Source organism: Rhizobium sp. 25PS6 (assembly GCF_032464655.1).
GTDB lineage: Bacteria > Pseudomonadota > Alphaproteobacteria > Rhizobiales > Rhizobiaceae > Rhizobium > Rhizobium laguerreae.
In genome coordinates this window covers 37,565-59,391 of sequence record NZ_JAWDIV010000003.1, presented here as the reverse complement: position 1 = coordinate 59,391, position 21,827 = coordinate 37,565, and the positions used below count along the sequence as shown (strand labels likewise).

Annotated in this window: 25 protein-coding genes and 1 tRNA gene; 9 read left to right on the top strand and 17 right to left on the bottom strand. The window is 60.8% G+C overall.

The window, feature by feature from the left end:
* Nucleotides 1-73: 73 nt before the first annotated feature.
* The 3 genes from RWK44_RS04920 to gatB are packed head-to-tail and all read right to left on the bottom strand — an operon-like array spanning nt 74 to nt 2,561.
* Nucleotides 74-547 carry a GNAT family N-acetyltransferase gene (locus RWK44_RS04920; RefSeq protein WP_316028448.1) on the bottom strand — a complete coding sequence of 158 codons (474 nt, stop codon included), beginning with the start codon at nt 545-547 and terminating at the stop codon, nt 74-76.
* Nucleotides 548-551: 4 nt separating this feature from the next.
* Nucleotides 552-1,055, bottom strand: coding sequence for a GNAT family N-acetyltransferase (locus tag RWK44_RS04915; protein WP_221976495.1), 504 nt, complete (start codon nt 1,053-1,055; stop codon nt 552-554).
* 3 nt (nt 1,056-1,058) lie between these two features.
* Nucleotides 1,059-2,561, bottom strand: a complete 1,503-nt coding sequence (gene gatB, locus RWK44_RS04910; protein ID WP_221976493.1) for an Asp-tRNA(Asn)/Glu-tRNA(Gln) amidotransferase subunit GatB — start codon at nt 2,559-2,561, stop codon at nt 1,059-1,061.
* A 129-nt stretch (nt 2,562-2,690) separates the two neighbouring features.
* Between gatB and RWK44_RS04905 the strand changes: the two genes are divergently transcribed.
* On the top strand, nt 2,691-3,002 hold the full coding sequence (locus RWK44_RS04905; protein ID WP_221976492.1) for a DUF1294 domain-containing protein: 312 nt from the start codon (nt 2,691-2,693) through the stop codon (nt 3,000-3,002).
* 4 nt (nt 3,003-3,006) lie between these two features.
* On the opposite strand, the gene RWK44_RS04900 is transcribed toward RWK44_RS04905, so the two are convergent.
* Complete coding sequence (locus tag RWK44_RS04900) at nt 3,007-3,516, bottom strand: GNAT family N-acetyltransferase (RefSeq protein WP_003539063.1); 510 nt, start codon at nt 3,514-3,516, stop codon at nt 3,007-3,009.
* Between the two features lie 311 nt (nt 3,517-3,827).
* On the opposite strand from RWK44_RS04900, the gene RWK44_RS04895 reads away from it, so the two are divergent.
* Nucleotides 3,828-4,085, top strand: a complete 258-nt coding sequence (locus RWK44_RS04895; RefSeq protein WP_221976490.1) for a YjhX family toxin — start codon at nt 3,828-3,830, stop codon at nt 4,083-4,085.
* A gap of 49 nt (nt 4,086-4,134) precedes the next feature.
* Here RWK44_RS04895 and RWK44_RS04890 read toward each other — a convergent pair whose 3' ends face one another.
* The 5 genes from RWK44_RS04890 to RWK44_RS04870 form a co-directional block, all read right to left on the bottom strand.
* Nucleotides 4,135-4,410 (bottom strand): hypothetical protein, encoded by a 276-nt coding sequence (locus tag RWK44_RS04890; RefSeq protein WP_221976489.1) that lies wholly within the window; start codon nt 4,408-4,410, stop codon nt 4,135-4,137.
* Nucleotides 4,411-4,431: 21 nt separating this feature from the next.
* Nucleotides 4,432-4,932 (bottom strand): GNAT family N-acetyltransferase, encoded by a 501-nt coding sequence (locus RWK44_RS04885; protein ID WP_221976487.1) that lies wholly within the window; start codon nt 4,930-4,932, stop codon nt 4,432-4,434.
* Entirely contained in the window at nt 4,923-6,404 is a 1,482-nt protein-coding gene (gatA, locus tag RWK44_RS04880; RefSeq protein ID WP_221976484.1) for an Asp-tRNA(Asn)/Glu-tRNA(Gln) amidotransferase subunit GatA, read from the bottom strand. Before gatA ends, RWK44_RS04885 begins: the two co-directional genes overlap by 10 nt.
* A gap of 56 nt (nt 6,405-6,460) precedes the next feature.
* Entirely contained in the window at nt 6,461-6,748 is a 288-nt protein-coding gene (gene gatC, locus RWK44_RS04875; protein ID WP_003539052.1) for an Asp-tRNA(Asn)/Glu-tRNA(Gln) amidotransferase subunit GatC, read from the bottom strand.
* Between the two features lie 69 nt (nt 6,749-6,817).
* Nucleotides 6,818-7,522 (bottom strand): metal-dependent hydrolase, encoded by a 705-nt coding sequence (locus RWK44_RS04870; protein WP_011651680.1) that lies wholly within the window; start codon nt 7,520-7,522, stop codon nt 6,818-6,820.
* Between the two features lie 228 nt (nt 7,523-7,750).
* On the opposite strand from RWK44_RS04870, the gene ruvX reads away from it, so the two are divergent.
* Nucleotides 7,751-8,245 (top strand): Holliday junction resolvase RuvX, encoded by a 495-nt coding sequence (gene ruvX / locus RWK44_RS04865; protein ID WP_017960224.1) that lies wholly within the window; start codon nt 7,751-7,753, stop codon nt 8,243-8,245.
* On the opposite strand, the gene RWK44_RS04860 is transcribed toward ruvX, so the two are convergent.
* The 3 genes from RWK44_RS04860 to RWK44_RS04850 all read right to left on the bottom strand — a co-directional run bounded on the left by RWK44_RS04860 (nt 8,182) and on the right by RWK44_RS04850 (nt 9,474).
* Entirely contained in the window at nt 8,182-8,514 is a 333-nt protein-coding gene (locus RWK44_RS04860) for a DUF6105 family protein (RefSeq protein WP_077981153.1), read from the bottom strand. The two genes, ruvX and RWK44_RS04860, sit on opposite strands and share 64 nt — an antisense overlap.
* Nucleotides 8,511-8,684 carry a hypothetical protein gene (locus RWK44_RS04855; protein ID WP_026265220.1) on the bottom strand — a complete coding sequence of 58 codons (174 nt, stop codon included), beginning with the start codon at nt 8,682-8,684 and terminating at the stop codon, nt 8,511-8,513. Before RWK44_RS04855 ends, RWK44_RS04860 begins: the two co-directional genes overlap by 4 nt.
* Nucleotides 8,685-8,814: 130 nt before the next feature.
* Nucleotides 8,815-9,474, bottom strand: coding sequence for a TetR/AcrR family transcriptional regulator (locus RWK44_RS04850; protein WP_132609678.1), 660 nt, complete (start codon nt 9,472-9,474; stop codon nt 8,815-8,817).
* Between the two features lie 248 nt (nt 9,475-9,722).
* Here RWK44_RS04850 and map point away from each other — a divergent pair, with 248 nt between their 5' ends.
* The 6 genes from map (at nt 9,723) to RWK44_RS04820 (ending at nt 17,154) form a co-directional block, all read left to right on the top strand.
* Nucleotides 9,723-10,559: a type I methionyl aminopeptidase gene (gene map, locus RWK44_RS04845; protein ID WP_077981155.1), complete on the top strand. Its 837-nt coding sequence runs from the start codon at nt 9,723-9,725 to the stop codon at nt 10,557-10,559.
* Between the two features lie 7 nt (nt 10,560-10,566).
* Nucleotides 10,567-11,394, top strand: coding sequence for a RadC family protein (radC, locus tag RWK44_RS04840; protein WP_132609679.1), 828 nt, complete (start codon nt 10,567-10,569; stop codon nt 11,392-11,394).
* 147 nt (nt 11,395-11,541) lie between these two features.
* The gene (locus RWK44_RS04835) at nt 11,542-12,729 is read left to right on the top strand and encodes an alpha-hydroxy acid oxidase (protein ID WP_316028447.1); all 1,188 of its coding nucleotides are present in this window, start codon (nt 11,542-11,544) and stop codon (nt 12,727-12,729) included.
* Nucleotides 12,730-12,948: 219 nt separating this feature from the next.
* Nucleotides 12,949-14,355 carry a Si-specific NAD(P)(+) transhydrogenase gene (gene sthA, locus RWK44_RS04830; protein WP_131640227.1) on the top strand — a complete coding sequence of 469 codons (1,407 nt, stop codon included), beginning with the start codon at nt 12,949-12,951 and terminating at the stop codon, nt 14,353-14,355.
* 58 nt (nt 14,356-14,413) lie between these two features.
* Complete coding sequence (locus tag RWK44_RS04825; protein WP_170269146.1) at nt 14,414-15,223, top strand: endonuclease/exonuclease/phosphatase family protein; 810 nt, start codon at nt 14,414-14,416, stop codon at nt 15,221-15,223.
* Between the two features lie 161 nt (nt 15,224-15,384).
* Entirely contained in the window at nt 15,385-17,154 is a 1,770-nt protein-coding gene (locus RWK44_RS04820) for a B12-binding domain-containing radical SAM protein (protein WP_168258313.1), read from the top strand.
* A 120-nt stretch (nt 17,155-17,274) separates the two neighbouring features.
* Here the strand turns inward: RWK44_RS04820 and RWK44_RS04815 are convergent, their stop codons facing one another.
* From RWK44_RS04815 to RWK44_RS04795, 5 genes are all read right to left on the bottom strand, one after another.
* Nucleotides 17,275-17,697, bottom strand: coding sequence for a nuclear transport factor 2 family protein (locus RWK44_RS04815; protein WP_168258312.1), 423 nt, complete (start codon nt 17,695-17,697; stop codon nt 17,275-17,277).
* 175 nt (nt 17,698-17,872) lie between these two features.
* Nucleotides 17,873-19,357: a trigger factor gene (gene tig, locus RWK44_RS04810; RefSeq protein ID WP_017960213.1), complete on the bottom strand. Its 1,485-nt coding sequence runs from the start codon at nt 19,355-19,357 to the stop codon at nt 17,873-17,875.
* Between the two features lie 200 nt (nt 19,358-19,557).
* Nucleotides 19,558-19,642: transfer RNA gene (locus tag RWK44_RS04805), tRNA-Leu, on the bottom strand.
* Nucleotides 19,643-19,795: 153 nt separating this feature from the next.
* Entirely contained in the window at nt 19,796-20,386 is a 591-nt protein-coding gene (locus RWK44_RS04800; protein ID WP_316028446.1) for a GDYXXLXY domain-containing protein, read from the bottom strand.
* The gene (locus tag RWK44_RS04795; RefSeq protein WP_077981160.1) at nt 20,383-21,486 is read right to left on the bottom strand and encodes a DUF2157 domain-containing protein; all 1,104 of its coding nucleotides are present in this window, start codon (nt 21,484-21,486) and stop codon (nt 20,383-20,385) included. Before RWK44_RS04795 ends, RWK44_RS04800 begins: the two co-directional genes overlap by 4 nt.
* Nucleotides 21,487-21,827 lie beyond the last annotated feature (341 nt).

Genomic DNA, 21,827 nt, shown 5'->3' with positions numbered 1-21,827 from the left:
CAAACCAGAATTCGTTTCCTCGCTTATGCCGTCGCCAAGCCGAATTGTCCAGCGATTCCACGACGGCCACGGGTCATTTCAAAGCCATCTTGAAGCCCAGATGCGAGGGCTTGAAGCCCAGCCTTTCGTAGAAACGGTGGGCATCCTTGCGTATCGCATTCGAGGTCAACGCTACCCGCCCGATACCGCGGCCTTTTGCCTCGGCAATGGCGAATTCGATCATCAGTCCGCCGACCCCCTGCCCGCGCATATCGGCGCGCGTCTGCACCGCCTCGATGATCATCGCCGAAGAGCCGCGGCCAGTGAGCGAGGTCGTCACCATCGTCTGGAACGTGCCGACGACCTCGCCGCCGCGCTCTGCGACGTAAAGCGTCTGGTCAGGCGAAGCCTCGATGACGGCGAAGGCCCTGAGATAATCCGGGAAGGCTTCAGCTTCCGTGGTATCGCCGTGACCGCCGAGCGCGTCGGCGGCAAACATAGCCATCAGCGCCGGCAGATCTTCCCGGCGCGCCGGACGAATGAGAATATCGGGCAACTCGACCGCCACAGTCTCAATGCCCCTCGAGTGGTTTTTCAAAGATCAGCGCCGGAATGCCGGATTGTCCGGCTCCGCTATTCTCGTTGCGGCCGATCTCGGTGAAACCATGCGTGAGATAGAAGGCGATCGCGGCTGCGTTTTGCGGTTCGACTTCGAGGCGCATGATCTCCGCATCGGGAAAGCAGGTTTCGAGCTCGGCGAAGATATCGCGGCCGATACCCTGGCGCTGCAGCGCCGGCCCGACATAGAGGAGATGTAGCATGACAGTCTTCGTCAATTGCTGCGACATGGCCGCATAACCCATGCCGCCGATATTGCGGCCGTCATCGGCAACGAGGAATTCGGCATCCTTTCGCACGAGGCGCGTCTTCAGCGCCACCGGCGAAAAGAGATGGGTGATCAGATCCGCCACCTTGGCTCTGCCATGCAGGCTGTCATAGGTGGCATGAAAGCTCTCCACCAAGAGGGCGCGCACCTTCTCCAGGTCGCGCTCGCCGGCGGTGCGGACGAAATACACCGCTTACTCCTCGATGCCGAGCTTCGCCTTGACGAGGGCCTGGACGGCCTGCGGGTTGGCCTTGCCGCCGGTCGCCTTCATTACCTGACCGACGAACCATGCCGCCATGGTCGGCTTCGCCTTGACCTTTTCGACCTGATCGGGATTGGCGGCGATGATCTCGTCGACGGCCTTTTCGATCGCGCCGGTATCCGTCACCTGCTTCATGCCGCGCGCTTCGACGATCTCGGCGGGATCGCCGCCCTCGTTGAGCACGATCTCGAAGAGATCCTTGGCGATTTTGCCGGAGATGGTTTCTGCCTTGATGAGATCGATGATGGCGCCGAGCTGGGCCGGCGAAACCGGCGTCTGCTCGATGTCCTTGCCGGTGCGGTTCAGCGCGCCGAGCAGATCGTTGATCACCCAGTTGGCGGCCGTCTTCCCGTCACGGCCTGCGGCGACCGCTTCGAAATAATCGGCGATCGCTTTTTCGGAAACGAGCACCGAGGCGTCGTAGATCGACAGCCCGAGCTCGCGCACGAAGCGCTCCTTCTTGTCGTCAGGCAGTTCCGGCAGATCGGCTTCGAGCGCCTTGATGAAGGCATCGTCGAATTCGAGCGGCAGCAGATCAGGATCGGGGAAATAACGATAGTCGTGCGCATCCTCCTTGGAGCGCATCGAGCGCGTCTCGCCCTTGTTCGGGTCGAAGAGGCGGGTCTCCTGATCGATCTTGCCACCGTCCTCCAGAATGCCGATCTGGCGACGGGCTTCATATTCGATCGCCTGGCCGATGAAACGGATGGAGTTGACGTTCTTGATCTCGCAACGCGTGCCGAAACCCTCGCCCGGCCGACGGACGGAGACGTTGACGTCGGCGCGCATCGAACCTTCGTCCATGTTGCCGTCGCAGGTGCCGAGATAGCGCACGATCGAGCGCAGCTTGGTCATATAAGCCTTGGCCTCGTCGGACGAGCGCATGTCGGGCTTGGAGACGATCTCCATCAGCGCTACGCCGGAACGGTTCAGATCGACATAGGACATGGTCGCGTGCTGGTCATGCATCGACTTGCCGGCATCCTGCTCCAGATGCAGGCGCTCGATGCCGATCTCGATGTCTTCGAACTGGCCCTGGCGGTCCGGTCCGAGCGAAATGACGATCTTGCCCTCGCCGACGATCGGATCCTTGAACTGCGAGATCTGATAGCCCTGCGGCAGGTCGGGATAGAAATAGTTTTTGCGATCAAACAGCGAGCGCTTGTTGATCTGGGCTTTCAGGCCGAGGCCGGTGCGCACCGCCTGCTTGACGCATTCCTCGTTGATGACGGGCAGCATGCCGGGCATGGCGGCGTCGACCATCGAGACATTCGAATTCTGCGGCTTGCCGAACTCCGTCGAAGCGCCGGAGAAGAGCTTCGAATTGGACAGCACCTGGGCATGGACTTCCATGCCGACGATGACTTCCCAGTCGCCGGTGGCGCCGGGGATGAAGCGTTTCGGATCAGGCGTGCGGACGTCGACAAGGGTCATCTGATGCTCTTTGCAGGCTGTTCTTTTCCACTGGTGAGGTAAAGGAAATGGCGTGCCGGTGCAAGGCTTTCGCCATGGCGCGCATTGCGGTTTTGCCGTCCATTAACGCAGCCGCCGTAGGGTTCCCCCATGACGATGACCGATATTATCAAATGGGCCTTACTGTTTCTGGCGCTGAACCTCTTGGTATTCTGGATCTATTTCTTCGACAAGCAGGCGTCGCGCCACGGCAGGCGGCGCATCAGCGAGCGCACGCTTCTCTTCCTTGCGCTGATCGGCGGCAGCCTTGGCGCGGTGGCGGCACAGCAGCTGTTGCGGCACAAGACGAGAAAGGAGCCGTTCCGGTCAATCCTGGCGGCGATCCTGATCCTGCATGGCGCACTGATTGCTATCCTGGCCTTCGTGCCGCAATGGAGCTTTCTGCTTCCTCAGGATTTTTGAAGCATCAGAATTCCTGCCCATATCCACCTTGGCCGTCCGAAACGAGCTGTTTCGTCAGGCCGACGGAGGGTACGTCGCGATCGAGCTTCGGATTGTAGGCGACCGAGAGCCAATGGATGCTGTAGCCGTGCTTCCGGAAGAAGCCGATCGCCTCGCTGTTGCCGGAATGGGTCTGCATCGCCGCCTTCTCGAAGCCCTGATCGGCGATCTCCTTTTCGATGCGGACGAGAAGGGCCGAACCGAGGCCCTGGCGGGTGAAGGCGGGATCGATCCAGAAATCCGAGATGGTTTCGTCCAATCCCTCGCGCGCCGCCCAGCCTGCGACCTGGCCGTTCTGCTCGACGACGGTGATGGTCAGCCAGTCGTTTTCCACGAAGTTCCGGAAGGCGTTGCGCGCTGCGTCGATCATCGCGTCCGATTCGCCGATCGACGCCATCGCCTTTTGCCAGGCCCTCAGCCCGATCTCGCTCAATAGCTCCGCTTCACCGTCGCGGGCATTGCGAATGTGGATCAACGACACCTCCGCGTTACCCGTCAACTAGACCATTGAGTCGCGGATTTTACCAGTAGCTCCAACGGGATGATCGACCGAAACCGCGGTTTTCGACTGGTTTTGAGAGATAAGTACGCTCTTGACCGGATTTTCCGGGCTGAATAATAGGTCTTATCGAGGTGTTTTATGTTGAGCCTGCCTGAGACCCGGTAAAGGCCCTGCCCGCAAGTTCGCTTGCGCGCATGGGCCTGAAAATAACGAAGCCCTGACGTTCGAATGAGCGCCAGATCGTTTTTGTGCGCCCTGACGGGCGCGATACCGGATCTCAACACATGGACATTTCTCGCACGGAGCAGCGCATCCTGCATCTCATGGCCCAAGGCGGCCGCATTGAAATTACCCACGACGACGACAGGAAGATCGAGGCGGTCAGTTGCTTCACCCGCGACGGCTGGCTCTATCCCGGCGTCGACCTCGATCTCTTCCGCAGGCTGAAGCGACTGAAGGCAATCAAGTCCTCAGGCGGCCACCCCTACCGGATCACCGAAAGAGGGCTGAGCTTGGTCAGGTCGCAGCTGAACAACAGGTAATAGCGGCACTCCCGATCGCGTCTGGAACGGGCGCGATCGGGATATCGCCTCAAGCCTTTGCAGAGAGTTCCGTCCGCATCGCCGACCACTCGTCGGCCATCGTGCCTGTGCCGCGTGCCTTGTCGGCGCGGCGATACCAGTAATCGGCGTTCCAGTCGTCGCCCTCAATGCGATGGCAAAGGGCGTGCCCCCAGTCGAACGGCTGTTCGCCTTCGTGGCGCTGGCAGATGTCGTGGACCGCCTGCCAATCCGCGCCCATGGTGAAACCGCTGGCAGCGAGGCGATCAACTGCCTCGATCAATTGCGCAAGATCACTGTTCGCCATAAGACCTCCTCTTGGTTCCTGCTATTGGCCCGCCAACCGTTTCTCCAGATGGACCTTTTGAAGTTCGACACCCATGCTCTTGGAAAATTCGCGGCCACGCCAGATGATGGTGAAGCCGCAACGTTCGTAGAGCCGGATTGCGCCCTTATTCCCGGCGTGCGTGTCGAGCCTGGCCGTCGCCAGCCCCTCTGCAGCCATCAACTCGCACAAATGAAGCAAGAGAGCCCGGCCGACGCCGTTGCCCTGGTGATCGGGATGCACCCAGAGGTCGGACACATAGTTCGATTGATTTTCACGCGCGCCCCAGCCGACGATCGTCTCGTCCCGTTCGGCAACGAAGATCTCACCTTTCGTTTCCTCGGGAAAGATGGCGAACTCGTGCCGCACCCTGGCGATCACATCGGGATCGAGATAGCTGTCCTCGAAGGCATCGCTTGCGGCCCAAGCCGCAAAACCGACGGCGCCGACCGTTTCGTGGTCGGCATCCGCTATTCTTCGGATCGTTAGATCCGTTACCACCACTTGGCCGGCGTAAACCGGCCGGCCGCCTGCTCGATGACGTGGGCGGTCTTGAAGAGGGTTTCCTCGTCGAAGGGCTTGCCGATCAGCTGCAGGCCGAGGGGCAGGCCTTTATGGTCGAGGCCGGCCGGCACGGCGATGCCGGGCAGGCCCGCCATGTTGACCGTCACCGTGAAGATGTCGTTCAGATACATCTTCACCGGATCGGCGGCGAGGTTCTCATCGGCAACGCCAAAGGCAGACGACGGCGTTGCCGGCGTCAGGATCGCATCGACGCCGGCGTCGAAGGCGAGTTCGAAATCGCGCTTGATCAGCGTGCGCACCTTCTGGGCGCGGATGTAATAGGCATCGTAATAACCGGCCGACAGCACATAGGTACCGATCATGATGCGGCGCTTGACTTCCTTGCCGAAGCCTGCGGCACGCGTCTTCTCATACATGTCGACAATATCCTTGCCGTCGACGCGCAGGCCGTAGCGCACCCCGTCGTAACGCGCGAGGTTCGAGGATGCCTCGGCCGGAGCGACGATATAATAGGCCGGAAGGGCGAATTTGGTGTGCGGCAGCGAGATGTCGACGATCTCGGCGCCGGCATCCTTCAGCCAGGCGATGCCCTGGCGCCAGAGGGTCTCGATCTCATCCGGCATGCCGTCGACACGGTATTCGTTCGGGATGCCGATCTTCATGCCCTTCAGCGACTGACCCAGAGCTGCTTCGTAATCCGGCACCGGCAGATCGACCGATGTGGTGTCCTTTGCGTCGACGCTTGCCATCGACTTCAAAAGAATTGCGGCATCGCGTACGTCGCGGGCAATCGGGCCGGCCTGGTCGAGCGAAGAGGCGAAGGCGACGGTGCCCCAGCGCGAGCAACGGCCATAAGTCGGCTTGATGCCGACGGTGCCGGTGAAGGCAGCCGGCTGGCGGATCGAGCCGCCGGTATCGGTCGCGGTCGCGCCGGCGCAAAGATGCGCGGCGACGGCTGCGGCCGAACCGCCCGACGAGCCGCCAGGCACGAGCTGCTGGTTGGAGCCTGCGGCACGCCAGGGATTGATCACCGGACCGTAATGCGAGGTCTCGTTTGAGGAGCCCATGGCGAACTCATCCATGTTCAGCTTGCCGAGCATGACGGCGCCGTCATCCCAGAGGTTCTGCGTGACGGTCGATTCATAACGCGGCTCGAAACCATCGAGAATGTGGCTGCAGGCCTGGGTGTGAACGCCGACGGTGGCGAAGAGATCCTTGATGCCGAGCGGAATGCCTTCGAGTTCGCCCGCCTTACCGGCGGCGATGCGCTCGTCGGAGTTCTTCGCCATGACGCGGGCGAGATCCGGCGTGATCTTGATATAGGCGTTAAGCCGACCGTTGGCCGCATCGATCGCCGAGATGTAGGCTTCGGTCAGTTCGATCGCGGTGATTTCCTTGGCGCGCAGCTTCTGGCGGGCTTCGGCAATGGTCAGGCTGGTGAGTTCGCTCATCGTGTTTTCGCTTCAGATCTGGAATGGCAACAGGGTCGGAAAGAGGCTTCGAAGCCTTATTCAACGACTTTCGGCACCAGGAAAAAATTGTGGTCGGTGACGGGCGCATTGGCGACGATATCGGCTGCTTTGCTGCCGTCGGTCACCTCATCGGTCCGCTTCTTCATCGCCGTCGGGGTCACCGACGTCATCGCCTCGACGCCGTCGACATTCACTTCGGAGAGTTGCTCGACGAAGCCAAGGATGCCGTTCAGCTCGCCGACCATGCGATTTGCCTCGTCCTCGGAGACGGCAATACGGGCAAGGCGGGCGACGCGCTTCACAGTGGCAAGATCGACGGACATGGCATTCTCCGGATAGGATTTTTCCTACCCGCTATAAAGGCCATGTCCGCCTGACGCAACGGGATTTCGTCAGATCGACAGGCTCTCGGAAGGCCTGATCGCCTTCACATCCGTCTTCGATCCGTCCATGCCGGCAACGAATTTTTCAGCCGTCTGGTCGATGATCGGAAAGGTGCCGTAGTGGCAGGGGATCGCGGTCTTGAAGTTGAAATAGCGCCGGCAGGCAAGTGCTGCCACAGCGCCGCCCATGGTGAAGCGGTCGCCGACCGGCACGAAGCCGATATCAGGCTGGTGCAATTCATTGATCAGCGCCATGTCGGAAAATATGTCGGTATCGCCCATGGCAAGGATCGAGGCTTCGTCGTCGAAATGCAGCATCAGGCCGTTGGCGTTGCCGAGTGCGTGCGAGACGCCGTCCTCGGTGATTTGGGCGGAGGAGTGCAGCGCATTGGTGAAGGTTGCCGAGAAGCTGCCGAGGGCGATCGTGCCGCCGGTATTGCCCATCTCGATCTTGTCGACGCCCTTGGAGCCGAGCCAGGCGGCGAGATCGGCATTGGCGAGAACGACGGCGCCGGTTTCCTTGGCGAGTGCCACGGTATCGCCGACATGGTCGCCATGGCCATGCGTCAGCAGGATATGGGTGATGCCGGCCGACACATCCTTGATATCCTGGCCGGAAAAGGAGGCGTTATAGCTGAGGAATGGATCGAGCAGGATCTTCGCCTTTGATGTCTCGATGCGGAAGGCGGAATGGCCGAGCCAGGTGATCTTCATGAAATGTCTCCTTTATTACGTGATGCAAAGGCGGTTTCGACGGGAGATCCGGATGATTTGGGCCGGATCGGCCCAAAATCTGAATCCGGATCTCAATCAAAGAATTGAAGCATGATGTCGTCCGAAAACCGCTCACACTTTTCGGCATCATGCTCTAAGGACATATCTTACGTGGCCGCAAAGAAAAGCGGCGGCGACTTCAATTTGTTTTGACGGGATGAAACGGCGATGACGGTGCTGACGATCGAGGAAATGGCCGAGACGCTTGTCCCGCGACAGGCGATTGCCGGCCTCGATCTCGGCACCAAGACAATCGGGCTTTCGATGTCCGATCTCGGGCGGCGTTTCGCCACGCCGCGCACGGTGATCCGCCGCGTCAAGTTCACCATCGATGCCCAGGCGCTCTTGGACTTCGCACAATCGGAAAAGGTCGCAGGCTTCATCATCGGCCTGCCGATGAACATGGATGGATCGGCGGGTCCGCGCGTGCAGGCGACGCGCGCCTTCGTGCGCAATATGGAGCAGAAGACGGCGTTGCCCTTCGTCTATTGGGACGAGCGGCTTTCGACGGTTGCCGCCGAACGGACGCTGCTCGAAATGGACGTTTCGCGCGCCAAGCGGGCCGAACGGATCGATTCGGCCGCGGCAAGCTTCATCCTTCAGGGCGCGCTTGACAGGCTATCCTTGCTGGCAAGGTCTGATGGAGATGAATTCAGCGCCTGACGCGTCTTCCACCAGGCGATGATCGATTTGCGCTTCCGGAAGGCCAGGATGGCGAAGACGACGAGGCTGTCCACCGCAATCGCGCGGGCAACCAGCGGCGGGATGGTCTCCGGCGGAATGCCGAGCGCCTTGCCGTAAAGCTCGAAGGTCAGGTCATGGACCTGCCGGCTCAGCATGAAGATGCCGAAACTCATGTCGTAATAGGAGAGCCAGTACCATCCGCCCAGAAAGACGATGGGGCCGGCCCAGAAGATCAGAAACCACTTCATGCGGCCTCTCCTCCATGCTTGCGCGCGACGGGCAGGTCGAGGGAGACCAACCAGGTCGACAATGCCATGATGCAAAGCACCAGCGTCGGAATTGCGATATCCACCGCCAGGACTGCGAAAAACATCATCGCCGTCATGAGGAACGCGGCTTTAGCGATCTTGGTTCTCATGGGCGACAACTTGGGGCTCTACTCGTACCGTCTCTGCTCACCGCCACACTGTCGGGTTAACCACCCCCACGCAACGTAAACCATTTGTTAAGGTTAACGCAGGCCCCGCCCCCTGTGGATGAGCCAGGTATCAGCCGTAAACGCCGCGCACGATGCGCTTCAGCGCCGTCGCCGCCTTCTCCCAGTCCTTGGGCGTTTTCAGCGACAGGCCGGCGCACTGCCCGCCGGCTGCTGCGGCGAGCACAAGGTGCTGGATCGCGGCGATGACGACGGCGTTGACGGCTGCCGCATCCACCCCCTTCGGCGGCGCCAGCGAGCCGCGCATGCGCTCCAGCCAAAGAGCCAGCGCCTTCGAACGCGCCTCGGACAACCGCCTCACCTGCTCGGTGTTTTCCGATATCTCCCAGGCGAGGATGCGGCGCATCAGCGGATCGTTTCTCAAGGCGTCGAGCAGGAGAAGCGACAGCCGCTCCATCAGGTCGCCATAGGTGAGCAGGAACATGCCGCCGGCGTCTTCCGGAATGCGATCCTTCACCCATGTGCCGAGATCGGCGCCGATCGCCTCGACCAAGCCGTCGAGGCCGCCATAGTAACGATAGATCAGCTGCTTGTCGCAACCGGCGCGGCGGGCGACCGCGTTGATGCCGAAATTCTGGAAGCCTTTCTCGGCGAGCAGCCCCTTGGCGGCGGCAAGGATGGCGCGCTCGGTGGCGCCGCGATCACGCGCGCGCCGTTCCGGCCCCTCGCCGGTCCCGGGTGAATTTTCAAGATTTACGGCTTCATTCAGCATGATTGACCCTTCCCCGCTGTCACCAATCGGTGAGTAACGGGGAGGCTGCATGCAATCAATCCTATCCCTTTGGGAAGATTGTGGATATTCGATCCGGACCGTTGATTGTCCGTCGAACGGATGTGGAGGGCTGCACGTTGGGCGGATCGGATCCGCTCAGAAATCTCGTCCTGGCGGTTGATCGTGATGGACGAACCCGGCATAGCTGCATTATGAACAAATCTAACAATCTCCGCTAAGGCCAAGCAATGGTGAACTATATCGAAGCCTCTACCGCGCCCCCGAAGAATACGGGCGCCATCCGGCTTTATGACGCTGAAGCATTCGAGGGCATGCGCAAGGCATGCCAGCTGACCGCGCGCTGCCTCGATGCGCTTGCCGATATCGTCAAGCCCGGCCTGCTGACCGATGAGATCGACAGGTTCGTCTTCGATTTCGGCATGGATCACGGCGCCTATCCGGCGACGCTGAACTATCGCGGCTACACCAAATCGACCTGCACTTCGATCAACCACGTCGTCTGCCATGGCATTCCGAACGACAAGCCGCTGCGTGACGGCGATATCGTCAATATCGACGTTACCTTCGTGGTCGACGGCTGGCATGGCGATTCCAGCCGGATGTATCCGGTCGGCGTCGTCAAGCGTGCCGCCGAGCGGCTGCTCGAGGTCACTTATGAATCGCTGATGCGCGGCATTGCCGCCGTCAGGCCCGGCGCCCGCACCGGCGCGATCGGCGAGGCGATCCAGACCTATGCAGAGGCCGAGCGCTGTTCGGTGGTGCGCGATTTCTGCGGCCACGGTGTCGGCCGGCTGTTCCACGATTCGCCGAATATCCTGCATTACGGCCGCGCCAACGAGGGGCCGGAGCTGCGCGAAGGCATGATCTTCACCATCGAGCCGATGATCAACCTCGGCCGCCCGCATGTGAAGGTGCTGGCCGACGGCTGGACGGCAGTCACCCGCGACCGCTCACTGTCGGCGCAGTACGAACATACCGTCGGCGTCACCTCCGATGGCTGCGAGATCTTCACGTTGTCGCCGGGTGGGCTCGACCGCCCCGGCCTGCCGTCGCACAACGGGTGACGGTCCGATGGCGAAAGGCCCCGTTTCGACATCTTCCGACGACGAGCTGCCTTTCCTAACGCAAGAGTCCCTTGCCGCCGACGAACGCTCGTTCTTTGGCGGACGGCCGCAAAAGCCGTCCGCGCCGAATGCCAGGACCGCCCTGCCCGCCTCGCTCGCCGGCCAAGAGCATTATCACGGCCATCGCGAGCGATTGCGTGACCGCTTTCGGGAGCTCGGCGACACCGCGCTGGCCGACTACGAAATCCTCGAACTGCTGCTTTTCCGCATGATCCCGCGGCGCGACACCAAGCCGATCGCCAAGGCACTGATCGAGCGGTTCGGCTCGCTCTCCGGCGTCTTCGGTGCGCCTCAGGCGCTGCTGATGGAGGTCAAGGGCGTCGGCGAGGCCGTGGCGCTCGACCTGAAGCTGATCTCGACTGTCGCCCACCGGACGTTGAAGAGCGAGCTCAGGAGCAAACAGGTCCTGTCCTCGTGGTCTTCTGTCATCCAGTATTGCCATGCCGCCATGGCGCACGAGACCCGCGAACAGTTCCGCATCCTCTTCCTCGACAAGCGCAATGTGCTGATCGCCGATGAGGTGCAGGGCCGCGGCACGGTCGACCATACGCCGGTCTATCCGCGCGAGGTGGTCAAACGCGCGCTCGAGCTTTCGGCAACGGCGATGATCCTCGTCCACAACCACCCCTCCGGCGATCCTACGCCATCGCGCGCCGACATCGACATGACCAAGGTGATCATTGATGCGGCCAAGGCGCTCGATATCACCGTCCACGACCATGTCATCATCGGCAAGGATGGGCATGTCAGCCTGAAGGGGCTGAAGTTGATCTGAACAAACACTGCGGCTGATCGCCGACGAGATGCAGAGAAGACTGCGGAATGCTGGAGTTGACAGCAATCGGTGGTGCGCGATTGTATGCAGTCCTGCACCACCACAGCCTAGACAAGCCCGCCCGAAATACCGAGAAGATGAAGCTCCATGACGATCCGCAGCGGCAACACCGATCGATCGACCCGGCTCTGCCGCGACGTGCTCTGCCTCGATGACTTTGAAATAAAGGCGCGGCGACATCTGCCAAAGCCCCTGTTCGGTTATATCGCAGGCGCAACCGAGACCAATGCGTCGCTGCGGCATAATGCAGAAGCTTTCCAGGCCTATGCCTTCCGGCCTCGTGTCCTTCGGGACGTCTCGAAACGCAGCACCGAGACGAGCCTGTTCGGCAAGACCCATGCCGCACCATTCGGCATCGCGCCGATGGGTATCAGCGCGCTGATGGCCTATCGAGGTGACATCGTGCTCGCGCAAGGAGCGGATCAATCGGGAATCCCGATGATCATAAGCGGTTCATCGCTTATCCCTTTGGAAGAGATCGCTGCGGTTTCGCCGCAAGCATGGTTTCAGGCCTATCTCCCCGGCGAACCCGACCGTATCGACGCTCTCATCGATCGCGTCGGCGCGGCCGGCTTGCGCACGCTTCTGCTGACCGTGGACACAGCCACGCTGCCAAACCGTGAAAACAATGTAAGGGCCGGATTCTCGACGCCTCTGCGTCCCGGTCTCCGCCTGGCATGGCAGGGCATCTCGCACCCGCGCTGGACCACCGGCACATTCCTGCGCACGATCGTCCGGCACGGCATTCCGCATTTTGAAAATTCCTATGCCACAAGAGGCGCGCCGATCATCTCTTCGAATGTCACGCGCGATTTTGGGAGGCGCGACCATCTCAACTGGAACCATCTGGAGCGGATACGCAACAGGTGGTCCGGCAAACTCGTGGTCAAGGGGATCATGCATCCTGACGACGCGGCCCGGGCTGTCGACACCGGGGCGGATGGCGTGATCGTCTCCAACCATGGCGGCCGTCAGCTCGACGGCACCGCATCTCCCCTTCAGATCCTTCCGGAGATTGCGTCCCGTGTTGGCGACCGCGTTGCCGTCATGGTCGATGGCGGTTTCAGGCGTGGAACGGACATCATGAAGGCCCTCGCGCTCGGGGCCTGTTTCGTGTTCGTGGGCAGGCCGTTCCTTTATGCCGCAGCCGTCGCGGGCCTACCAGGCGTGCTCAAGGCGGCCGATATCCTGAAGACGGAACTGTATAGCAATATGGCGTTGCTCGGCGTCACCAAGGTGGGCGATATTTCCGCGGACTACATCACCCGTGCATGAAAAGCCGTCGAGCCACCGAGCATGGCAAGCGACCCTGCCGGTATTCGTCGGCTACGGCCCAAGACGTAAAGCTGTTTCTCGCAGGGCTCACTTGCCCGAAAAAGTACCCGTCAGGACCAATCAGGTGGCCGTAAAACAATCTGTAACGTTGACCGGCTAACGATGGACGGGCGACATTTTGCGTCGCAATATGATTCCTTTCCAATCCGGGGCTTGATGATGCTTCAGTACGATCTCGTTGTGGTGGGCAGCGGTCCCGCAGGGCGCCGCGGCGCGATCCAGGCGGCAAAACTCGGCAAGAAAGTGCTTGTCATCGAGCAGGGCAAACGCGTCGGCGGCGTGTCCGTGCATACCGGCACCATCCCTTCCAAAACGCTGCGCGAGACTGCGCTTAATCTTTCCGGCTGGCGCGAACGCGGCTTCTACGGCCGGTCATACCGCGTCAAGGAAGAGATCAGTGCAGATGACCTGCGCCGCCGCCTGCTGATTACGCTCAATCACGAGGTCGAGGTGCTGGAACACCAGTTCGCCCGCAACCGCGTGCAGCATATTCGCGGCAAGGCGAGCTTCATCGATGCGTCGACGCTGCAGGTAATCAAGGATGACGGCGAGACCACGCAGGTCACCGCCGCCAGCGTGCTGCTCGCCGTCGGCACAAAGCCGTTCCGCCCCGATTACATGCCCTTCGACGGCAAGACCGTTCTCGACAGCGACGAACTGCTCGACATCCAGGACCTGCCGCGATCGATGGTCGTTATCGGCGCCGGCGTCATCGGCATCGAATATGCGACGATCTTCAGCGCGCTCGACACCGCCGTCACCGTGATCGACCCGAAGGCGACAATGCTCGACTTCATCGACAAGGAAATCATCGAGGATTTTACCTACCAGCTGCGCGACCGCAACATGAAGCTGCTGCTCGGCCAGAAGGCCGACAAGGTGGAGAGGCTCGAAAACGGCAAGGTCGGACTGACGCTCGACAGCGGCCGACGCCTGACGACCGACATGGTGCTTTTCGCCGCCGGGCGCATGGGGGCGACTGATGCGCTGAATCTTCAGGCCATCGGCCTCGAAGCCGACAGCCGCGGCCGTCTCAAGGTCAATCCGGAAACGTTCCAGACATCGGTTGCCAACGTCTACGCCGCCGGCGACGTCGTCGGCTTTCCGAGCCTTGCCTCGACCTCGATGGAACAGGGCCGCATCGCCGCCCGCGTTGCGGTCGGCGCGGTCGCCAAGGAGCCGCCGAAATATTTCCCCTACGGCATCTATGCCGTGCCGGAGATCTCGACCTGCGGCCTGACCGAAGAAGAGATGAAGGAGCGCGGCATTCCCTATGAATGCGGCATCGCCCGCTTCCGCGAGACGTCGCGCGGTCATATCATGGGCCTCGACACGGGGCTTTTGAAGCTGATCTTCTCGCTGAAGACCCGCCGCCTGCTCGGCGTGCATATCGTCGGCGAAGGCGCCACCGAGCTGGTGCATATCGGCCAGGCGGTGCTCAATCTCAAAGGGACCGTCGAATATTTCGTCGAGAACACCTTCAACTATCCAACGCTCGCCGAAGCCTACAAGATCGCCGGCCTCGATGCCTGGAACAGGATGGGCGACATCAAGTCGGAGCTCTAAAGTCCGTCGCGTCGTCAAGGGAACTGCCGTCTCAGTCCGGCCGCCAAAATGGAGGCGAATGACATTGCGCATCATCTCGCTGAACGCATGGGGCGGCAGGCTTCATGAGGCGCTGATTGAATATGTGACGGCGGTCGATCCCGACGTGCTATGCCTGCAGGAGGTTTTGCGCGCACCCGGCACCCGCTCGGGCTGGTCGGTCTATCGGGACGGCGATGTCGAGCTGCCGCAGCGCTTCAATCTCTTTACCGAGATCAGCACCGCCCTGCCCGGCCACGACGGCTTCTTCTGCCCGACATCGAGAGGCGAACTCTTCGACGGCGATACCGCCATTGTCGCCGAATTCGGGCTGGCGACCTTCGTGCGCAAAACGCATTCCGTCATCGCCCAAGGGCTGGGCTTCGTGCATGGCCGTTTTTCCGCTGATGGCTGGGGCGAACATCCTCGGCCGCGAAACGCCCATTGCGTCCGTCTCTTCGGCCATGAGCACGCTTCTACCGTGACCATCGCCCACATGCATGGCCTGCGCGATCCCGCAGGCAAGGGCGACACGGCGGCGCGCGACGAACAGGCTGCAGCGCTGGTCAGGCTCATCGAGGGCGTCTGGCCCGGCGACGAAGGGCTCGTCGTCTGCGGTGATTTCAACGTGCTGCCCGATAGCGCGACCTTTGCGATTCTCGCTAGACTCGGGCTTTCCGACCTCGTCACCGGAAGCGGCCTTGTAGACACGCGAACCTCCTACTATCTGAAGCGGGGCCGCTTTGCCGACTACATGCTGGTGACGCCGGGGATGAAGGTTGCCAAATTCGAGGTGGTCAAGGCGCCCGAAGTCTCCGACCATCGCGCATTGCTGCTCGATATCGGGTAGTATATTGAGGAATGATACACTTCGCGAAGCGTTTGCGCGCCGTACCGTTTTTTTACGCCTTAGTTTGACCTCCTAAATCGCATTGGTATGTCGTGCCTGTCTATGCCTTCAACGCCATTTTTTGCCTTCGGGCAAAAGCTTCTAAAGAAAGATAGATACTCTTGTCCCATGTCTTGGAAGGTGCGCGCAGACGTTTTCAGCTGATCCTGATCAAGCCGTCGCATTATGACGACGACGGCTACGTCATCCGCTGGTGGCGGGCGATGATCCCCTCCAATTCGCTGGCGGCGCTCTACGGCATTGCCGCCGAATGCGCCGAACGCAAGGTGCTCGGAGACGATACGGCGATCGATATCACCGTGATCGACGAGACCAATACGCGGATCGATATCGCCGGACTGCTGGCGCAGTTCAAGCGTCACGACAATTTCGGCATGATCGCGCTCGTCGGCGTCCAGACCAACCAATATCCGCGCGCCCTCGATATCGCCCGTCCCTTCCGCGATGCCGGCCTGCCGGTTTCGATCGGCGGCTTCCATGTTTCCGGCTGCCTGTCGATGCTGGATGGCAAGGCGGTCGGGCTCGACGCCTGCCGCGACATGGGCATCTCGATGTTTGCCGGCGAAGCCGAGGGCCGGCTCGACATGGTGCTGCGCGATGCCGCCGCCGGTGAGCTGAAGCCGCTCTATAATTTCATGAACGACCTTCCCGGCATCGGCGGCACGCCGGTTCCCTTCCTGCCGAAGGACAATATCCAGCGCACGCTCGGGCTCAGCACCAGCTTCGATGCCGGACGTGGCTGTCCCTATCAGTGCTCGTTCTGCACCATCATCAACGTACAGGGACGCAAGTCGCGCTTCCGCTCGGCCGACGACGTCGAAAAGCTGGTGCGGATGAACTGGGCGCAGGGCATCCACAAATTCTTCATCACCGACGACAATTTCGCCCGCAACAAGGATTGGGAAGCGATCTTCGACCGGTTGATCGAACTTAAGGAACGGGACGGCATTCCGCTCGGCCTGATGATCCAGGTCGACACGCTCTGCCACAAGATCCCCAATTTCATCGAGAAATCCAGGCGCGCCGGTGTCACCCGCGTCTTCATCGGCCTCGAAAACGTCAATCCGGACAATCTGACCGCCGCCAAGAAGAACCAGAACAAGATCACCGAATACCGCAAAATGCTGCTCGCCTGGAAGGCGCAGGGCATCATGACGCTCGCCGGTTATATCCTGGGCTTCCCCGCCGACACGCCGGAATCGATCCGCCGCGACATCACAATCATCCAGGAAGAGTTGCCGCTCGACGTCATCGAATTCTTCATCCTGACGCCGCTGCCCGGCTCCGAGGACCATCAGGTCCTGTGGAAGAAGGGCGTCGAGATGGATGCCGATCTCAACATCTACGATGTCGAGCACGTCTGCACCGCCCATCCGAAGATGAGCAAGCAGGAATGGGAGGACATCTACCACGAGGCCTGGGCGCTCTACTATTCGCCTGAACATATGAAGACGCTGCTGCGCCGCGCCGTGGCGACCGGCGTACCGCTCGCAAGGCTCGTCAAGGTTCTGGTCTCCTTCGCGACCACCGTGCCGCTGGAAAATGTGCACCCGCTGCAAAGCGGCCTGCTGCGCCTGAAGACGCCGTCGGAGCGGCGCCCGGACCTGCCGCGCGAGAATCCGCTCGTCTTCTGGCCGCGCTTTGCCTGGGAAACCTTCCGCAAACATGCTTCGCTCGCCGGCACGATCATTGGCCTGACGATTTCGGCGTTCTTGATTTCAAGGGACGCGAAGTCGAAGACCTACATGGATCAGGCCCTGACGCCGGTCGCCGACGACGAAGAGGAAACGCTCCACCTCTTCACACAGACCGCCGGCGGCGCCGCAGCCGTCAACCACGTCAGGAAGGTCGCGCAACTGACCGCGCATTGAGTGGCAATTCTTGAACGGCGGCTGACGCCCGAACACATGGGCGGCAAGCCGATACATGTCGCTAAAGCGCGTCGCATCAATCAAGTTTGACAACGCGCTTTGAAAGCTCCGACTTGCCGTTTAAGCGACTTGGATCATCTTGGTGGTCTCGGCCACTTGCAGCGTGTCGACGAATTCGACGATCTTGACCGGTTTCCCATCTCGGAAATGGATCTTGTCGACGAATTCCGTATGGAAGCTCACGCCCGATGGGATGTGCCTGACCACGCCTTCGCGGTGGGCAAAGACCATATGCTCATCCTCGTCCACATAGATGCCGGCTGTCCTGATATTCGATAGATCCCATACAGTGATAAGCTGCGTTATCCGCTGGCGAAAAGCATGCCCGCTTGATTCAGTCGAAAAAGGCGCCAGCCGTGTGTTGCCAACCATGCGAAAGGTGCAATTCTCGCCGATCAGCGCCAGCGTAGCTTCGATATCGCCACGGTCACGCACAGCATAGATTTCCTCCACGAGCTTCTTCATGTCGTGCTTTGCGGTCATTTTCAGGTCCCTCCACCATCAGCGAAATCTGCATCGAATTGTACGCTAATGCAACTTTTTGTTGTTCCGGATGAATAAACACAATGGAGTAGGCGTTCGAGAATGAACTGACCTGAACAATAGAAAAGGCCCCGCACCATGGCGAGGCCTTCCAAACTTCTGAACTGAAAAGCGATTATTCGGCGCTTTCGTCAGCCGCCTTCTTCTTCGGAGCAGCCTTCTTCTTCGGTGCGGCTTCTTCGCCTTCACCGGCGTCAGCTGCTTCGGCCTTGGCGGCAGCCTTCTTCTTCGGTGCGGCCTTCTTGGTTTCGGCCTTCGCTTCGCCTTCTTCCTCGGCGAGCAGCTCTTCCTTCGTCACCTTCTTGTCGGTGACGTCGATTTCGGTCAGCAGGTGATCGATGACCTTCTCTTCGAAGATCGGTGCGCGGATCGAAGCGGCGGCACCCGGCTGGCTGCGGAAGAATTCGAGGATCTGCTTTTCCTGGCCCGGATACTGACGCAGCTGATCGTAGATGGCGCGCTGCATCTCGTCTTCGCTGACTTCGACGCCGGCCTTTTCGCCGATTTCGGAGAGAACGAGGCCGAGGCGGACGCGGCGCTCGGCGAGCGTCTTGTATTCCTCGCGAGCCTTCTCCTCGGTCGTGTCTTCATCCTCGAAGGTCTTGCCGGACTGGGCGAGGTCGTTGTTCACCTGGCTCCAGATGCCGTTATATTCGGCATCGACGAGCGAGTTCGGGGTCTCGAACTTGTACATCTCGTCGAGCTGGTCGAGGATCTGACGCTTCAGCTTCTGGCGGGTCAGCGAGCCGTACTGCGATTCGATCTGGCCACGGACGATCTCCTTCAGGCGATCGGCGGACTCGATGCCGAGCTTGGAAGCGAGTTCATCGTTGATCTCGACAGCGGCGGGTGCTGCGACATCCTTGACAGTGACGTCGAAGGTCGCTTCCTTGCCGGCGAGGTTCTTGGCCGGATAGTCGGCCGGGAAGGTCACGGTGATGGTCTTCTCGGCGCCGGCCTTGACGCCGACGAGCTGGTCTTCGAAGCCCGGAATGAAGCGGCCGGAGCCGAGCACCAGTTCGGCGCCCTGGTCAGTGCCGCCTTCGAAGGCTTCACCGTCGACCTTGCCGACGTAATCCATGGTGATGCGGTCGCCGTTCGCGGCCTTGCCGGTCTTGGTCTCGTAGGCGCGGGCGCTTTCGGCAACCTTCAGGACCTGCTCGTTGACTTCGTCGTCCGAGATGTCGATGACTTCGCGCGTGACCTTGATGCCCTTGACCGACTTCAGTTCGATCGGCGGCAGAACTTCATAGGAGAGCGTGAATTCGAAATCCTGCTCGGCGGCGAGGATCTTGTCGGCTTCGTCCTTGTCTTCCGTCATGGCGATTTCCGGCTGCGTGGCCGACTTCTCGCCGCGGCTGGACAGGATGGCGGCCGGCTGCTCGCGGACGATCTCGTTGACGAGGTCGGCCATGATCGACTTGCCGTAGACCTTCTTCAGGTGAGCGGCAGGCACCTTGCCCGGACGGAAGCCGTTGATGCGAACCTTGTCCTTCACATCGGCAAGACGCTCATTCATCTTGTCTTGCATGTCCTTGGCCGGGATAACGACCTTGATTTCGCGCTTCAGCCCTTCAGCGAGCGTTTCGATAACCTGCATGTCTTCCTACCTTCATTTCGTGGCGGCCGTGCCCAGACGCCGTTCGTTTCGATGAGCACGACGCCGGCGATCCTGCCGCGCGTGGCTTTTCCCAATTCCATATCATTCCGCCCAAAGCGGAATGGCACTCGCGGGCTATTCGGGACAACTCTCAATTGTTCTGGAACAACCGATTCTTAGTCTCCCGCCTGCAAACAGCTTGGTGCGGGTAGAGAGACTTGAACTCCCACGCCTTGCGGCACCAGAACCTAAATCTGGCGTGTCTACCAATTTCACCATACCCGCGTTCACAAAACCGCATGCCTATGCCTGCGCATGAGGCCTTCCGGAGCGCGGCGTCTCTATATCACCCGATTTGGTCGAGGCAAAGGAAAAATGAACGGCAAATGACAGGGGATTTGCAGCCCTGGAGCAGCCCTGCCCCGAAGTGCCGCCGGATCAGTAAAGCGGCTCGTCGTAAACCGGCTTGCCGTCAACGAGAAGGCTGCGGATCTGTGCGCTTCCATCAGGCGAGACACGCACTGCAATGGCGACGTTGCCGTCATTGCGGGCCTCCTCGATCGGCTTGCCCTCGCCTTCAGGAACGTAGTAGCGCTCGATGCCGTATTCGACACGCATGCTGTCGCCGACGGCAAGTCCGCCGCTATAAAATGGCTGGCTGCGCAGGATCACGGTCTCCGGCTGCGGAGGCAGTTCGTGAAAGGACGATTCGGTCACCGTCCAGAAACCGTCCTCCTGCTTCTTCAACCGGACCCATAACACCCGCTCGCCGGCCTCAGCCGGAATGCCGCCGGAAACCGTCTGCACCGGCACCGAGGAAATGCCGTAGTTCAAGACGACATAGTCGCCGCGTAGGAAATCGCGCGGATCGACGGGCGCCGTCTTCAGCAGCACTTCGGCGCCATCGCTGAGGATCGACGCCCGGCTCTGGATGATCGTGCCGAGGATTAGGGTCTGCAGACCCGCGACGATGATGGCCGAAAGCAAATAGCCCTTGCCGGATTGCAGCTTTGCCATGAACGAATTCATGCCCGCTCCCCCTGTGCACTCGCCGAAAAACGCCGTTCGAGACGGATGACCATCCAGGCAACTAGCGCGACCACGAGACCGGAGAAGAGGAAGAGGCTCGACGTGCCGAGGATCGAGCCGACGGTGACGGAGGCGAGATAGAGCATCTCCGCGGCAAAGGTCGCGTAGGCGAGATATCGCACCGCGCCATTATCCCTGCCACGCAGGACGATCGCCAGCACGGAAGCGGCAAGCGTCACCACTCCGAGCACCACCAGCCCCCAGCCGTCCTCGATCTCGATATGCAGCAGCAGGAAGCCGATTACGGCGACGAGGAAGCTGTAGAAGGCGGGAGCCGCACCGGCGGTTCTGACCAAGGAGGCAATAGGCCGGGGGGGCAGCGCCGTCAGGACGAAGGCCGCCATGCCGCCGATTGCAAAAGCAAGCGCCACGGCGATCTCCTCATAAAGAGTATAGAGCCAGGCAAGCCAGCCGATGAGCAGCAGATAGGCCAGGTGGCGGGCTCTCTCAGCGCCGGTATACCGCACCAGCCCGATGACGATCACCGCCATGACGGGCGCCATCCAGGGGTTGAAACCTATCCAATGCGTGTCGTTATTCTGAAGATAGACGGCGAAGGACGCCCAGGAGAGGAAGCCGGCGACGACGGTCACGGCGGCTGAACGGAACAGGATCGCCGAGACCGTCGCAATCGCGAACCAGAGATACATCACCGTCTGCTGGTCGCCGGAGACGTGATACATCTGCCCGACCAGCGAGATGGCGCCGCCGAAACTCATCGCGCCGATGACCAGCAAGCCGCCTGCGGCGGCTGTCGCACCGCGGGCAAGCATCCGGGCGGCGGCGATATGCACCACCCAGATCAGGGCAAGGATGCCCCCGACGCGTACCAGGCGCGGGATGGCCTCCCAGTTGGAGGCGACGACCAGCAGGATGGCAGCTGCAAGCAGCACCGCTGCCAGCGCCATCAGCACCCGGCCGAGGCTGAAGCTTGCCGGGCGGCTGTCATATTCGGCGAGAAGCGCACCTGCCGTTTCCTGCCTGAGCAGGCCCTTGCCTACCCAGAGCGAAAGATCCCGCTCCAATCTGCCGCGATACATGCTCAACCCCTCGATTTCCGCAACGTCGACTGCGGCGCTGCAGCTCACGCCGTTATAGATGCAGCACGTGTGTTCGCAAACGCTCTTGCGACAATATACAAGTTCCTCATTGGTCTAAATAGTATCGAGTGTTAACCGGCCGCTAACGTAAGAAGCACTAGTATAAGCCTATGGACGGAGAGGTATGCGACCTCTGCATATCCCCCATGAAATTATTGCACTGCACAATACTCATTAGTCATACTATTGATCGACACATCGAAGCACGGGGATGGCGCCCCGGCCCGGCATTAGCCGGACGCCCGCGGATGCTTTGTCCGTGACGAGATTCGTAGCCGCGC

Coding starts and splice junctions, on each gene's coding strand:
- map (WP_077981155.1), top strand. CDS start 9,723: ATGGTGAACTATATCGAAGCCTCTACCGCGCCCCCGAAGAATACGGGC.
- RWK44_RS04855 (WP_026265220.1), bottom strand. CDS start 8,684: ATGAGAACCAAGATCGCTAAAGCCGCGTTCCTCATGACGGCGATGATG.
- RWK44_RS04905 (WP_221976492.1), top strand. CDS start 2,691: ATGACGATGACCGATATTATCAAATGGGCCTTACTGTTTCTGGCGCTG.
- RWK44_RS04870 (WP_011651680.1), bottom strand. CDS start 7,522: ATGAAGATCACCTGGCTCGGCCATTCCGCCTTCCGCATCGAGACATCA.
- gatB (WP_221976493.1), bottom strand. CDS start 2,561: ATGACCCTTGTCGACGTCCGCACGCCTGATCCGAAACGCTTCATCCCC.
- RWK44_RS04895 (WP_221976490.1), top strand. CDS start 3,828: ATGGACATTTCTCGCACGGAGCAGCGCATCCTGCATCTCATGGCCCAA.
- RWK44_RS04860 (WP_077981153.1), bottom strand. CDS start 8,514: ATGAAGTGGTTTCTGATCTTCTGGGCCGGCCCCATCGTCTTTCTGGGC.
- gatA (WP_221976484.1), bottom strand. CDS start 6,404: ATGAGCGAACTCACCAGCCTGACCATTGCCGAAGCCCGCCAGAAGCTG.
- RWK44_RS04800 (WP_316028446.1), bottom strand. CDS start 20,386: ATGAATTCGTTCATGGCAAAGCTGCAATCCGGCAAGGGCTATTTGCTT.
- RWK44_RS04835 (WP_316028447.1), top strand. CDS start 11,542: ATGACGATCCGCAGCGGCAACACCGATCGATCGACCCGGCTCTGCCGC.
- tig (WP_017960213.1), bottom strand. CDS start 19,357: ATGCAGGTTATCGAAACGCTCGCTGAAGGGCTGAAGCGCGAAATCAAG.
- sthA (WP_131640227.1), top strand. CDS start 12,949: ATGCTTCAGTACGATCTCGTTGTGGTGGGCAGCGGTCCCGCAGGGCGC.
- radC (WP_132609679.1), top strand. CDS start 10,567: ATGGCGAAAGGCCCCGTTTCGACATCTTCCGACGACGAGCTGCCTTTC.
- RWK44_RS04890 (WP_221976489.1), bottom strand. CDS start 4,410: ATGGCGAACAGTGATCTTGCGCAATTGATCGAGGCAGTTGATCGCCTC.
- ruvX (WP_017960224.1), top strand. CDS start 7,751: ATGACGGTGCTGACGATCGAGGAAATGGCCGAGACGCTTGTCCCGCGA.
- gatC (WP_003539052.1), bottom strand. CDS start 6,748: ATGTCCGTCGATCTTGCCACTGTGAAGCGCGTCGCCCGCCTTGCCCGT.
- RWK44_RS04815 (WP_168258312.1), bottom strand. CDS start 17,697: ATGACCGCAAAGCACGACATGAAGAAGCTCGTGGAGGAAATCTATGCT.
- RWK44_RS04850 (WP_132609678.1), bottom strand. CDS start 9,474: ATGCTGAATGAAGCCGTAAATCTTGAAAATTCACCCGGGACCGGCGAG.
- RWK44_RS04795 (WP_077981160.1), bottom strand. CDS start 21,486: ATGTATCGCGGCAGATTGGAGCGGGATCTTTCGCTCTGGGTAGGCAAG.
- RWK44_RS04825 (WP_170269146.1), top strand. CDS start 14,414: ATGACATTGCGCATCATCTCGCTGAACGCATGGGGCGGCAGGCTTCAT.